The following is a 12,437-nucleotide window of genomic DNA, read 5'->3' on the forward strand; positions in this document are numbered from 1 at the left end:
AGACGCCCGTCGGATACCGCAAGACAAACCGTTCGGGAGAGTCGAATGCACTATTACCTCGATTTTGAAAAGCCACTGGTCGAACTCGAGCAGAAGATCCGCGAGTTGCGGGACTACTCGACGGCCAACGTCGATTTTTCCAGCGATATCCGCAAACTGGAAAAGAAGGCGACCAAGTTGCGGGAAGAGATCTTCTCCAAACTGACTCGCTGGCAGCGCACCCAGCTGGCACGTCACCAGAACCGTCCCTACACCCTGGACTATATCGAACACATTTTCACCGACTGGTTCGAGGTGCACGGCGACCGCAATTTTCGCGACGATCCGGCCCTGGTCTGCGGCTTCGCCCGTCTCGACGGGGAACCCTGTGCCATCATCGGCCACCAGAAGGGGAGGGACACAAAGGAGAAGGTGCATCGCAATTTCGGCATGCCCAATCCCGAGGGCTACCGCAAGGCCCTGCGGGTGATGAAGATGGCCGAGCAGTTCGGTCTGCCGATCTTCACCTTCGTCGATACGCCGGGGGCCTTTCCCGGCATCGGCGCCGAGGAGCGCGGCCAGGCCGAAGCGATCGCCCGCAACCTGCGGGAGATGGCCGGTCTCAGGGTGCCGGTCATCGTCACGGTCACCGGCGAAGGCGGTTCGGGCGGTGCCCTGGCCATCGCTGTCGGCAACCGGGTGATGATGATGCAGTACTCGGTCTACGCCGTCATCTCCCCGGAGGGCTGCGCCGCCATTCTCTGGTCGGATGGCAGCCGTGGTCCGGAAGCGGCCGAGGCCCTCAAGCTGACCTCCACCGACATCGACGCTCTGGGATGTGTCATCGACGACATCATTCCCGAGCCACCGGGAGGCGCCCACACCGATCCCGTAGCGGCCGCAGCCAGCGTGAAGCAGTATCTGAAGAAACATCTCGAGGAGCTGAAGCAGCTTTCGCCCGACGAGCTGGTCGAGCAACGCTACCAGAAATTCCGCGCCATGACGCGGGTCAAGGAGTAGCTTCTGGCGTCAGGGGCCTGTTTCGAGGTGGTCGGTCTCGGCCAGTGCTGCTGGGACCAGGTCGGGTTGGTCGAACAATGGCCGCATCCCGACGCGAAAACCGAGCTGCTCGCCAGCTGCGAGCAGGCCGGTGGGCCGGTTGCGACTGCCCTGGTGACCCTGGCGCGGCTGGGTGTGCGGACGGCCTTTTTCGGTGCCGTCGGTGGCGACGAGGCCGGCCGTCTGATCCGGTGGAGTCTGGTGGCCGAGGGAGTTGACTGCCGCCTGCTGCAGGTCGATCCCGAAGGGGAGAGCCAGCGTGCCTGGGTGATTGCCGACCGGACGACCGGCAAGCGGAACATCTTCTGGAAGAGGGGCGCGAGGCGCCCCTTTCACTTGACGGACGAGACCGCGGAGCTGATTGCTGCGGCAAAAGTGCTGCTGCTGGACGATCTCGATTTCGACGCCGCTCTGGCCGCCGCCCGGGCGGCCCGCGAAGCCGGGGTGACGACGGTGCTGGACGGCGGGTCGTTGCGGCCGCGAACCGCCGAGCTGCTGCCCCTGATCGATCACCTGGTGGTCAGCGAAAAATTCGCCCGGCAGTGGACCGGACGGCCCGAGCCTCCGGCGGCGCTCGAGCCGCTGGCAGCCTTCGGCGGCACGGTGACGGTCACCGCCGGTGCCGAAGGCTGCTGGTCGCTGCTCGCCGGCGAGGTGATCCACCAGCCGGCTTTCGGCGTCGATGTGATCGATACCACGGGGTGCGGCGATGTCTTTCACGGCGGCTATGTTTTCGGGCTGCTGCAGGCCTGGCCGCTGCCGGCGGTGCTGGCCTTCGCCTCGGCCTGCGCCGCGCTCAAGGCGCGGGGCCTCGGCGGGCAGGCCGCCATCGCCGGACTGGATGAAACCCTGCGGTTTCTGGCCCGGGAAACCGGCGACATCCGCTGGACGACTCTCCGCATCACCGAGTGACGAGAATGCGCCTGTTCATTTTCTGCTGTCTGCTCTGCACGTTGCTGCTGACCGCCTGTGGCGGTCCCGCCTACCGGACCCGGGTGCTCGACACGCCCGAAAGCCGCCGGCTGAAGGGGTACGAGCGGCCCTACATGGTCAATGGCCGGCGCTACGATCCGCTGCCTGATCACCGTGGATTCGTGCAGGAGGGCATCGCCAGCTGGTATGGCCGCAAGTTTCACGGCCGCAAGACCAGCAACGGCGAGATCTACGACATGTACGCCATGACCGCCGCTCACAAGACCCTGCCGCTGGGCGTGTACGTGCGGGTGACCAACAGGCGCAACGGCCGGCAGGCGGTGGTGCGGATCAACGACCGCGGCCCCTTTGTCGCCGGCCGCATCATCGATCTTTCCTACGCCGCCGCCCGGCAGCTCGACATCGTCGAGACGGGGACCGCACCGGTGCGCATCGAGGCGCTCGGTTACCGCGCCGACGGGCGGGACGGCTACCGGCAACCGAAGAGCTACGACGCCGGAGTCTTCGCCGTCCAGGTCGGTGCCTTTTCCCTGGCGGACAATGCCTATCGCCTGGCCGCCAGGCTGCGCGGCCTTTTCGGCACGGCCAGTGTCGCCGAGGGCGTTGTCGCCGGCCGTCGTTTCTTCCGGGTGCGGGTCGGCCGTTTCGTCAGTCTGGCGGCCGCCGAGAAGGTTCGCGCCGAGCTGGCCGCCGGCGATTTTGCCGGCGCCTTCGTGGTGTCTCTGCAGTGAAGCCCGAAACTCTGCTGCAGCGGCTGGGCGATGAGGAGACGCTGGTCATCGATGTCCGGCTGCGCTTCGAATTCCGGGCCGGCCATATTCCGGGTGCGGTCAACATTCCCTGGTGGCGCGGCGGGTTGCTGGCGGAAGCGGTCGCCGGGGCAAAAGGGTCGGTGGTGCTGACCTGCGAGCACGGTCCGCGCGCATGGCTCGCGGCCGGGCTGCTGCTGTTGCGCGGGCAGACGGACGTGTCACTGCTTTCCGGACACATGCGGGGCTGGCGCCGGAAACGTCTGCCGCTGGTGAAGGAATGAACGCCAGACCAATACCGAGGTCGTCATGGTGAGTCGAGGCAAGAAAATCTACCGCATCTACTTCAACAGTATGGGAAAATCTTACGAACTCTACGCCCGCCAGGTGGAGCAGGCCGATCTCTACGGTTTTGTCGAGGTGCGGGATCTGCTCTTCGGCGAGAAATCGTCCATTGTCGTCGATCCGTCGGAAGAGAGCCTGAAGAAGGAGTTCAGCGGCGTCCGGCGGCTGCTCATCCCCTTTCAGGCGGTCAGTCGTATCGAAGAGGTGGAAAAGGAAGGTCCCGGCAAGGTGCTTCCCATGACCCCGACCGGGCAGCCGGGCGGCCCGGGTCTGCCTCCCTCCGCCCCCATGGTCAGGGACTGAGCCCGTCTTCATCCCCGCCGGTTCAGAAGATCCCTTATCCGCTGCCGTTTCTCCGCCGGAATGTTCCGGCTGTGCAGCAGCTCTTTCAGCTGTGTTCCCTTCAGTGCCGGCAGCCAGCAGACGTACCAGACCATCGGCGTTCGCGGATGCTTGAGGATCGCCATTTTCAGGTTCGGCCTGTGCTGCCAGCGCGGATGCCGGGCGATCTGCGAGATGGTTTCCGCCGTGGCGGCGCCTGTGCGCAGGAACTGGAGCAGGGCGACTTCCTTGAGGCGCGGGTTGTCGAGACAGGGCCCGACGATCTGCGGATGGCCCTCCTTGACCAGTTCCGCCAGGATGGCGTTGGTTCCGCGCCGCGCAAGGGTGATCTTCTGGCCGAGCGGGATTTCCGGCAGGCGGCGGATGATCTGCCGTTCGGCGGCCAGGCGCTGGTCGGGCGTCATGCCGGGCAGCAGGCAGAAGTCGAGCAGTTCGAACAGGTAGAGGTGCGGCAGCAGGCTCAGGGCGATGGCGGCGGGAAGGTCCGGGTTGCGGGCCATGGCCAGGATCAGCCGGTGGCTGGCGCCTTCCCGGAAGCGCTGGTGCAGGGCCTTGAGCAGGTCCTCGCCGAGATCGCGCCTCTTCAGCAGGACCAGCAGGTGGTCTTCGTTCAGGTGGGGATTCTTCAACAGGTTGCGCACGACCAGCGGGTCCGGGTCGTGGACCAGTCGGAACAGCTCCTCCGGCCCGGCCCGGAGCGCCAGCAGCAGGCGCCGGGCCTGATCGGTCGTTCCGGGAAGTGCCCCGTCGTTCATGCTCAGCCGCCCTTTTTGCTCTTTTCGTAAAAGCCGTATTCCTCGAGAAACGCCGTCTTGAACGCCCGGTAGCGTCCCTCTTCGATCGCCTTGCGCGCCTGCGCCACCATATCGAGGTAGAAGTGGACGTTGTGGATGGCGGCCAGGGTGGCCGAGAGCACCTCGTTGGCGTTGAACAGGTGGTGCAGATAGGCGCGGGAGAAGTTGCGGCAGCAGTAGCATTCGCAGCGGGTGTCGACCGGGTAGAAGTCGCGCCGGTATTTGCGCTGCGTCAGCCGCATGCGGCCGCGGCGGGTGAAGAGGGTGGCGCTGCGCGCATAGCGGGTCGGAATGACGCAGTCGAACATGTCCATGCCCCGCTCGATGCTTTCGAGAATGTCTTCCGGCAGGCCGACGCCCATCAGGTAGCGGGGTTTGTCCTGAGGCAGCCAGGGCTCGGTGAATTCGACTACCTGCTTCAGCAGTTCCAGCCCCTCCCCGACGCTGACCCCGCCGATGGCGTAGCCGGGAAAATCCATCTCCGTCAGCGCTTGGGCGCACTGGCGGCGCAGATCCTCGTAGACACTCCCCTGGACGATGCCGAACAGGGCCTGGTCGCTGCGGGCATGGGCCTTGCGGCAGGCTTCGGCCCAGCGGATGGTCTTGCGGATCGATTTCGCCGCGTAGTCGTGACTGGCCGGGTAGGGGATGCACTCGTCGAAGGCCATGATGATGTCGGCGCCGAGGGCGTTTTCGATGGCGATCGCCTCCCGCGGGCCGAGAAAGGTCGATTGGCCGGTCACCTCGTTGCGGAAGGTGACGCCGTCCTCGCCGATCTCCTTGTTGGGCAGGGAGAAGACCTGAAAGCCGCCGCTGTCGGTCAGGATCGGCCCCTGCCAGTTCATGAACCGGTGCAGTCCTCCCGCCTTTGCGACCAGACCTTCGCCCGGCCGCAGGTGGAGGTGGTAGGTGTTGGCGAGGATGATCTGTGCCCCTGCGGCCGCGACCTGGTCCGGCGTCATGGCCTTGAGGGCACCGTGGGTGCCGACTGGCATGAAAATGGGGGTCTCGATGGTTCCGTGCGGCGTGTGAATCCGGCCGCGCCGGGCGCAGGTGGTGCTGTCTTGTGCCAGAAGTTCGAAACGAAACATGAACGGCCTTTCTGCTGTGGTGTGGAGTATGGGTTCTTGTAACAGAAAACGGCCGGCGCAACAAGCCGTCGGTTGTCGCACGGAGGCTGGCAAAAGTGGTTGTCTCAAAGGTGGTTACGGCCCGTTTTCGTATCCGAACGGGGTTTGAAAAACTGTATACAGTGTGCATCTTTTCGGTTGACACGTATACAGGTTCGATGGTATCTAGTCCACGCTTGCAGGGCCCGTTTTCCGGGCGCTTTTTCCCTATTGACTGTGCCTTTAAAACTCTTGTTGAACAGGGGGTTTGCCGATGTCGTCAGATACCGAGTGGAGAGGACCACCAGCCCGCCGCAGTCTATCCGATCCAGATTGTAAGCACCGCTTTCCCCTGAACGTTCCGAACTTACATTTCGAGGGATTAAAAACATGAGTATGCTGAAAAGTTCCGTAGGTCGAAAGGTCATCATGGCCGTCACCGGCCTGATCCTGATTCTTTTCATTACCGGGCATGTTCTGGGTAACATGTCGCTCTATGCCGGACCTGACGGCATCAACGCCTATGCGGTCCATCTGCGCGATCTCGGTCCGCTGCTCTGGGTTGTGCGCCTGGTCATGCTGGTCGTGTTCGTGGCCCACATCTGGCTCGGCATCTCCCTGACCCTGGAGAACCGCTCGGCCCGCCCGGTCAGCTACACCCAGAAGGTGAACCAGAAGACCTCGTTCGCCGCCGAGACCATGATCGTCAGCGGTCTGGTGATTCTGGTCTTCGTGGTCTATCACCTTCTCAACTTCACCCTGCACGCCGTCGGTGTGCCGGCCGGGACCGGCGAACTGATGGACGCCGCCGGGCGTTTCGACGTCTACACCATGGTGGTGACCAGCTTCAAGCAGGTCAAGCTGAACGTCCTGCTCTACGTCGTCGGCATGGTGGCCCTCTTCCTCCATGTCAGCCACGGTTTCCAGAGCTGGATCCAGACCCTGGGCTGGAACAACACCAGAACCCTGCCGGCCTTCACCAAGGTCAGCAAGCTCTACGCCTTCGTCGTGGCGCTGGCCTATATCTCGATTCCGATTCTTGCTCTCGCGATTCTCAAAGCTTAGGGGGTACCGACTGTGATACTCGATGGAAAATGTCCGACCGGACCGATTCAGGAAAGCTGGGACAAGCACCGTTTTGAACTCAAACTGGTGAATCCCGCGAACAAGCGCAAATTCAAGATTCTCGTGGTTGGTACTGGCCTTGCCGGCGGCGCCGCCGCCGCGACTCTCGGCGAGCTTGGCTACAATGTCGAGGCCTTCTGTTATCAGGACAGTGCCCGCCGCGCCCATTCGATCGCCGCCCAGGGCGGCATCAACGCCGCCAAGAACTATCCGAACGACGGCGACAGCATCTTCCGCCTCTTCTACGACACCATGAAGGGCGGCGACTTCCGCGCCCGCGAGGCCGACGTCTGGCGTCTGGCCCAGGTTTCGAACAACATCATCGACCAGTGCGTCGCCCAGGGCGTGCCCTTCGCCCGCGATTACGCCGGTTATCTCGACAACCGCTCCTTCGGCGGCGCCCAGGTCTCCCGGACCTTCTACGCCCGCGGCCAGACGGGGCAGCAGCTGCTGCTCGGCGCCTACCAGGCGCTGTCGCGCCAGGTGAAGGCCGGTACGGTGAAGATTTTCGCCCGCCGCGAAATGCTTGATTTGGTCGTGGTCGACGGTGTCGCCAAGGGGATCACCTGCCGCAACCTGGTGACCGGCGAGATCGAATCCTACTGGGGTGATGCCGTGGTGCTGGCCACCGGCGGTTACGTCAACGTCTTCTACCTGTCGACCAACGCCATGGGCTGCAGCGTCACCGCCACCTGGAAGGCGGCGAAGAAGGGCGCGTTTTTCGCCAACCCCTGCTACACCCAGATTCATCCGACCTGCATCCCGCAGTCGGGCGACCATCAGTCGAAGCTGACCCTGATGTCCGAGTCGCTGCGTAACGACGGCCGCTGCTGGGTGCCGAAGAAGAAGGAGGACTGCGGCAAGGCTCCGGGCGAGATTCCGGACGAGGACCGCGACTACTACCTGGAGCGCAAATACCCCTCCTTCGGCAACCTGGCCCCGCGCGACATCGCCTCGCGTGCCGCCAAGGAGCAGTGCGACGACGGTCGCGGCATCGGCCCCGGCGGTCGTGGCGTCTACCTCGACTTCGCCGACGCCATCAAACGCTTCGGCAAGGACGTGATCGCCGCCCGCTACGGCAACCTGTTCCAGATGTACGAAAAGATCACCGACGAGGATGCCTACCAGGTGCCGATGCGCATCTATCCGGCGCCGCACTACGCCATGGGCGGTCTCTGGGTCGACTACAACCTGATGAGCAACATCCCCGGCCTGTTCGTGCTCGGTGAAGCCAACTTCTCGGTGCATGGAGCCAACCGTCTCGGTGCTTCGGCGCTGATGCAGGGTCTGGCCGACGGCTATTTCGTCATCCCCTACACCATCGCCGGCTACCTGGCCACTGTCACTCCCGGTACCGTCAAGACCGATGCTCCCGAATTCCGGGAGTCGGCCGAGCAGGTCAAGGCGCAGATCGACAAGCTGCTCTCCATCAAGGGCAAGAAGACCGTTGCTGAGCTGCACCGCGAGCTGGGCCGGGTCATGTGGGAAGACGTCGGCATGGCCCGCTCGAAGGAGAGCCTCGAGCACGCTCTGAAGCGGATTCCGGAAATCCGCAACGAGTTCTGGGAGAACGTCAACGTCACCGGCACCAACGAAGAGATCAACCAGCAGCTGGAGAACGCCGGCCGCCTGGCCGATTTCCTCGAATTTGCCGAACTCCTCGCCAAGGACGCCCTGCACCGCGAAGAATCCTGCGGCGGGCACTTCCGCGTCGAGCATCAGACCGAGGACGGCGAAGCCAAGCGCGATGACGAGAACTTCGCCTACGTGGCCGCCTGGGAGTTCAAGGGCACCGACAAGGAGCCCGAACTGCACAAGGAGCCGCTGAAATTCGAGAACGTCAAACTTGCTGTGAGGAGTTACAAATAATGGCTGAAAAAGGTATGAATCTGACACTGCACGTCTGGCGGCAGAAGAACGCCAGCGACCCCGGACGGTTGGAGCAGTACCAGGCAAAGAATATCAGCCCGGACAGCTCCTTTCTGGAAATGCTCGACCAGGTCAACGAAGAGCTGATCAAGGAGGGCAAGGAGCCGATCGTCTTCGATCACGACTGTCGCGAGGGCATCTGCGGCATGTGTTCGCAGGTCATCAACGGCATTCCTCACGGCCCCGAGAAGGAGGCGACCGTCTGCCAGCTGCACATGCGGCGCTTCAAGGATGGCGACGCCATCTTCATCGAGCCCTGGCGCTCGCGTGCCTTCCCGGTGATGAAGGACCTGATCGTCGACCGCAGCGCCCTGGACCGCATCATCCAGGCCTATGGCTACACCTCGGCTCATACCGGCGGTGTTCCCGACGGCAATGCCATTCCGGTGTCGAAGACCTACGCCGACGCCGCCATGGACGCCGCCGCCTGCATCGGTTGCGGTGCCTGCGTCGCGGCCTGCCCCAACGCTTCCGCCATGCTGTTCACCGCGGCCAAGGTGTCGCATCTCGCCCTGCTGCCTCAGGGCAAGGTCGAGGCCACCCGCCGGGTCAAGGCGATGGTCGCCCAGCATGACGAGGAAGGTTTCGGCAACTGCACCAATCATTACGAGTGCGAGGCTGCCTGCCCGAAGGGCATCAGCGTCAATTTCATTGCCCGGATGAACCGGGAGTATCTCAAGGCCCTGCCCAAGGCCGACTGATACAGTCGCATGTCCGACTCGGGGCGGATCTTCGGATCCGCCCTTTTTTTATCGGCGGCCATGGGGTAAAAGGGAGAAAAGCGCGACCGGCATGATGGGGGCGAGAGAATGGAATTGCGACCTGCCAGCGGCGACTGGAAGGATATCGACGCGGGATTGCTGCGTCTGCATCTGGAATTCGAGGAGGATTTTCGCCTCGACCTGCCGCAGCTGCTCCTTCTGCGCCGGGAGGTGAACCGGGCGGCAAAGGCCCTGGCGAAGATGCGCTCCGGCGACGAATGCCGCTCCCTGCGCCTGCTGACGGCGCCGCCACCATCGGACGATCCGCAGGTCAGGCGCTATCTCGCCAAGCCGCCGGTGCCCTACGTGCTCCGTCCCGTTCCCGGCCTGCCGCGGATCCTGACGGCAGGCGATTCTCTCGATCTCGACTTCTTTCTTTTCGGCGGCGGCAGGGAACTGGCGGCAACCCTGATCGATCTCTTCGTCTACATCGGCGAATGCGGTTTCTGCAACGGGGAGGGGAAATTTTCCCTAAGCCGGGTCAGTGTCGTCGACGAGCGAGGCGAAGCCGTTGCCGTCTGGTGTCCGGGACAGGTTTGGACCAGCCCGCAATGGCCGCTCTTCTTTTTCGATCGTGAGCCGCAGCTTTTGCCGGGCCAGCGTGGCGCGATCCGCTTCATCACGCCCGCCCGGCTGATGCGGAGGGGCAAACCCCTCTTCAGGCCGTCGCTGGCGCAGCTCTTCCCTTTTATTGTCCGTCGTGTCTGCGGTATGTGCCACTACTGGTGCGGCGTCGACCTGCTGGCCGATCCGGGCGATTTCTTTGCCAACCTTCCGCAAGAAGATATTCGGGGTGGCCTGCAATGGCGGGACTGGCGGACGCTGTCCGGTGACAGGGGGGAACAGCCGGTCGGCGGGCTCGTCGGCCGCATTGCCGTGCCGGCAGAATGGCTTGCGTACGGAGCTCCCTTCTTTATGCTCGGAGCGCGTCTCAATCTCGGCAAGGGAGCGGCCTGCGGTGCCGGGGCCTGGGAGCTGGTTCTGGAACCGTGATCTCCCTGATCGCTTGCGACCGCCGCCCTCTTGGTTATACTTTTGTAAAATCCTGTAAATACAGGGAGGTACTTTATGGCGGACATCTGGAAAGAGCGGGAACGGGCCCTGGAAAACGAATACATCTACCGTCGGGAGAGAGAGCTGATCCAGAAGATGCGCAAGGAAACGAAGGAGCGGCTGATCCGGGAGCTCTGCCGCAATCGCTGTCCCAAGTGCGGCGAAGAGATTCAGGCGATGACCTTTCGCGGCGTTCCGCTCGACAAGTGTCCCGGTTGCGGTGGTGTCTGGCTCGGTCCGCGCGATCTGCAGATCCTCTCCGAAAAGGATCACCGGACCTGGTTCGAAAAATGGTTCAAGGACGAGGAAGCCGCCGAGACGAGCCGGGCGGCCGGCGAATAGGCGCCAGGGGGGCAGCGTACGATGTCGTTTTTCGGTTTTTTGCTGCTTGCGGTCCTGATTCTCGCCGGAGCCTGGTTTTACCAGTGGTTGCGCCGGGTCGAGGAGGAGATCCGGGCCGAGCTCGGCACCGGTGACGAGCCGGCTGAAGGGTCGACAACAGACGCTGAAGATTCGGCCACGGATGGTGAGGAGATCGGCACTGCCAGAAGTGCGAATGCGTCCGGAGTAGATGGAGACGAGCTGGTTCGGGCTGTGCTGGCGGCGGTTGCCGCCGAGCCGGGCGTGAAACAGACCGCGCTGTACGACCGGTTTTCCGAACTGCCGAAGAAACGGCTGCAGGAGCTCTTTCGCCGACTGGAGAAGGACGGGCTGCTGACCAGGGAGAAGGAGAGGGGGACCTACCGGCTCTATCGCCGGAAGTGAAAGGCAAATACGACCGGAAAGATGATGGACAGAAGGCCCGCCGGAATTGCCGGCGGGCCTTGTTTTTTCATGGTGCGCAGCGTGAGCTACTTCAGGTTGTAGAAGACGCCCCGGCCGGCGAAGACGGCGACGGAATCGAGTTCGTCCTCGATGCGCAGAAGCTGGTTGTATTTGCAGATGCGGTCGGTGCGGCAGAGAGAGCCTGTCTTAATCTGACCGGCGTTGGTGGCCACGACCAGGTCGGCGATGGTGGTGTCTTCCGTTTCGCCGCTGCGGTGCGAAACGACGGCGGTGTAGCCGGCGCGCTTGGCCATCTCGATCGCTTCGAGGGTTTCGGTCAGGGTGCCGATCTGGTTGAGCTTGATCAGGATCGAGTTGGCGATTCCCCTGTCGATGCCCTCTTTCAGAATCCGGGTGTTGGTGACGAACAGGTCGTCGCCGACCAGCTGAATCCGTCCGGAAAGCCGCTCGGTCAGAAGTTTCCAGCCGTCCCAGTCGTTTTCCGCCATGCCGTCCTCGATGGAGATGATCGGATAGCGGTTGACCAGGTCTTCGTAGAAGTCGACCACCTGCTCGGCGCTCTTGAGCGCGTCTTTCTCGTTGGCGAAGTTGTACTTGCCGTTTTCGTAGAGTTCGGAGGCGGCGACATCGAGAGCCAGCAGAACCTGCTCCCCGGCCTTGTAGCCGGCGGCCTCGATCGCTTCCATGATCACCTGCAGGGCTTCTTCGTTGCTGCCGAGGTCGGGGGCGAAGCCGCCTTCGTCGCCGACGGCCGTGTTGTAGCCTTTCTCCTTGAGCACCTTCTTCAGGTGATGGAAGATCTCGGCGCCCATGCGCAGGGCTTCCTTGAAGGAATCGGCGCCGGCAGGCATGATCATGAACTCCTGGATGTCGACGTTGTTGTCGGCGTGGGCGCCGCCGTTGAGAATGTTCATCATCGGCAGCGGCAGTTCCTTGGCGTTGGCGCCGCCGATGTACTGGTACAGCGGCAGGCCGGCGTCCTCGGCGGCTGCCTTGGCGCAGGCGAGCGAGACGCCGAGGGTGGCGTTGGCGCCGAGGTTGCTCTTGAAGTCGGTGCCGTCGAGTTCGATCAGCTTCCGGTCGATGCCGGCCTGGTCGGAGGCTTCCCATCCGATGATGGCGTCGGCGATGACCTCGTTGACATTTTCCACCGCCTTGGTCACACCCTTGCCAAGGTAGCGGCCCTTGTCGCCGTCGCGCAACTCGATCGCTTCGCGCTCGCCGGTCGAAGCGCCGCTGGGAACGGCGGCACGACCCATGGCGCCGCTTTCGAGGAAGACTTCGACCTCGACGGTGGGATTGCCCCGCGAATCGAGGATTTCTCGAGCATAAACGTCAATGATTTCACTCATTTTATCCCCCTTGCCGGTTGTTGATGCAGCACTGGTTTCGCTGAAAACGTCCTATTTATAGCACAGAGCCGGTTGAATGGAAGCCTTTTCTGGAGCGCCGGCTGGCCATGCAATTGATTTT

At 63.2% G+C, this 12,437-nt stretch carries 14 protein-coding genes; 11 read left to right on the forward strand and 3 right to left on the reverse strand.

Annotation, left to right across the window (positions count from 1 at the left end):
• Positions 1 to 45: 45 nt before the first annotated feature.
• Genes EDC39_RS00875 through EDC39_RS00895 form a run of 5 tightly spaced genes read left to right on the forward strand, consistent with a single transcriptional unit; the run spans position 46 to position 3,368 of the window.
• Positions 46 to 999, forward strand: a complete 954-nt coding sequence (locus tag EDC39_RS00875) for an acetyl-CoA carboxylase carboxyltransferase subunit alpha (RefSeq protein ID WP_148894205.1) — start codon at positions 46 to 48, stop codon at positions 997 to 999.
• 27 nt (positions 1,000 to 1,026) lie between these two features.
• Positions 1,027 to 1,950 carry a PfkB family carbohydrate kinase gene (locus EDC39_RS00880; protein WP_187426579.1) on the forward strand — a complete coding sequence of 308 codons (924 nt, stop codon included), beginning with the start codon at positions 1,027 to 1,029 and terminating at the stop codon, positions 1,948 to 1,950.
• A gap of 5 nt (positions 1,951 to 1,955) precedes the next feature.
• Positions 1,956 to 2,702, forward strand: a complete 747-nt coding sequence (locus EDC39_RS00885) for a septal ring lytic transglycosylase RlpA family protein (RefSeq protein ID WP_148894207.1) — start codon at positions 1,956 to 1,958, stop codon at positions 2,700 to 2,702.
• Entirely contained in the window at positions 2,699 to 3,004 is a 306-nt protein-coding gene (locus EDC39_RS00890; protein WP_148894208.1) for a rhodanese-like domain-containing protein, read from the forward strand. The genes EDC39_RS00885 and EDC39_RS00890 overlap by 4 nt, the downstream gene beginning before the upstream one ends.
• Before the next feature lie 25 nt (positions 3,005 to 3,029).
• A complete protein-coding gene (locus EDC39_RS00895) occupies positions 3,030 to 3,368 on the forward strand; it encodes a DUF1820 family protein (RefSeq protein ID WP_148894209.1) in 339 nt (112 codons plus the stop codon).
• A gap of 8 nt (positions 3,369 to 3,376) precedes the next feature.
• Here the strand turns inward: EDC39_RS00895 and EDC39_RS00900 are convergent, their stop codons facing one another.
• Both EDC39_RS00900 and tgt read right to left on the reverse strand, forming a co-directional pair.
• The gene (locus tag EDC39_RS00900; protein ID WP_148894210.1) at positions 3,377 to 4,162 is read right to left on the reverse strand and encodes a hypothetical protein; all 786 of its coding nucleotides are present in this window, start codon (positions 4,160 to 4,162) and stop codon (positions 3,377 to 3,379) included.
• A 2-nt stretch (positions 4,163 to 4,164) separates the two neighbouring features.
• Positions 4,165 to 5,292 carry a tRNA guanosine(34) transglycosylase Tgt gene (gene tgt / locus EDC39_RS00905; RefSeq protein ID WP_148894211.1) on the reverse strand — a complete coding sequence of 376 codons (1,128 nt, stop codon included), beginning with the start codon at positions 5,290 to 5,292 and terminating at the stop codon, positions 4,165 to 4,167.
• Between the two features lie 408 nt (positions 5,293 to 5,700).
• Between tgt and EDC39_RS00910 the strand changes: the two genes are divergently transcribed.
• The 6 genes from EDC39_RS00910 (at position 5,701) to EDC39_RS00935 (ending at position 10,943) form a co-directional block, all read left to right on the forward strand.
• Positions 5,701 to 6,375 carry a succinate dehydrogenase cytochrome b subunit gene (locus tag EDC39_RS00910; RefSeq protein ID WP_148894212.1) on the forward strand — a complete coding sequence of 225 codons (675 nt, stop codon included), beginning with the start codon at positions 5,701 to 5,703 and terminating at the stop codon, positions 6,373 to 6,375.
• A gap of 12 nt (positions 6,376 to 6,387) precedes the next feature.
• The gene (locus tag EDC39_RS00915; RefSeq protein ID WP_148894213.1) at positions 6,388 to 8,304 is read left to right on the forward strand and encodes a fumarate reductase/succinate dehydrogenase flavoprotein subunit; all 1,917 of its coding nucleotides are present in this window, start codon (positions 6,388 to 6,390) and stop codon (positions 8,302 to 8,304) included.
• Between the two features lie 14 nt (positions 8,305 to 8,318).
• A complete protein-coding gene (locus EDC39_RS00920) occupies positions 8,319 to 9,065 on the forward strand; it encodes a succinate dehydrogenase/fumarate reductase iron-sulfur subunit (protein WP_148894597.1) in 747 nt (248 codons plus the stop codon).
• Positions 9,066 to 9,173: 108 nt separating this feature from the next.
• Complete coding sequence (gene cas6, locus EDC39_RS00925) at positions 9,174 to 10,118, forward strand: CRISPR system precrRNA processing endoribonuclease RAMP protein Cas6 (RefSeq protein WP_148894214.1); 945 nt, start codon at positions 9,174 to 9,176, stop codon at positions 10,116 to 10,118.
• A 75-nt stretch (positions 10,119 to 10,193) separates the two neighbouring features.
• A complete protein-coding gene (locus EDC39_RS00930; RefSeq protein WP_148894215.1) occupies positions 10,194 to 10,520 on the forward strand; it encodes a TFIIB-type zinc ribbon-containing protein in 327 nt (108 codons plus the stop codon).
• Positions 10,521 to 10,541: 21 nt separating this feature from the next.
• Positions 10,542 to 10,943: a hypothetical protein gene (locus tag EDC39_RS00935; RefSeq protein WP_148894216.1), complete on the forward strand. Its 402-nt coding sequence runs from the start codon at positions 10,542 to 10,544 to the stop codon at positions 10,941 to 10,943.
• A gap of 86 nt (positions 10,944 to 11,029) precedes the next feature.
• Here the strand turns inward: EDC39_RS00935 and eno are convergent, their stop codons facing one another.
• A complete protein-coding gene (eno, locus tag EDC39_RS00940) occupies positions 11,030 to 12,316 on the reverse strand; it encodes a phosphopyruvate hydratase (protein WP_148894217.1) in 1,287 nt (428 codons plus the stop codon).
• Positions 12,317 to 12,437: the final 121 nt, after the last annotated feature.

The sequence above is a fragment of the Geothermobacter ehrlichii genome, assembly GCF_008124615.1.
In the GTDB taxonomy this organism is placed as follows: Bacteria; Desulfobacterota; Desulfuromonadia; order Desulfuromonadales; family Geothermobacteraceae; genus Geothermobacter; species Geothermobacter ehrlichii.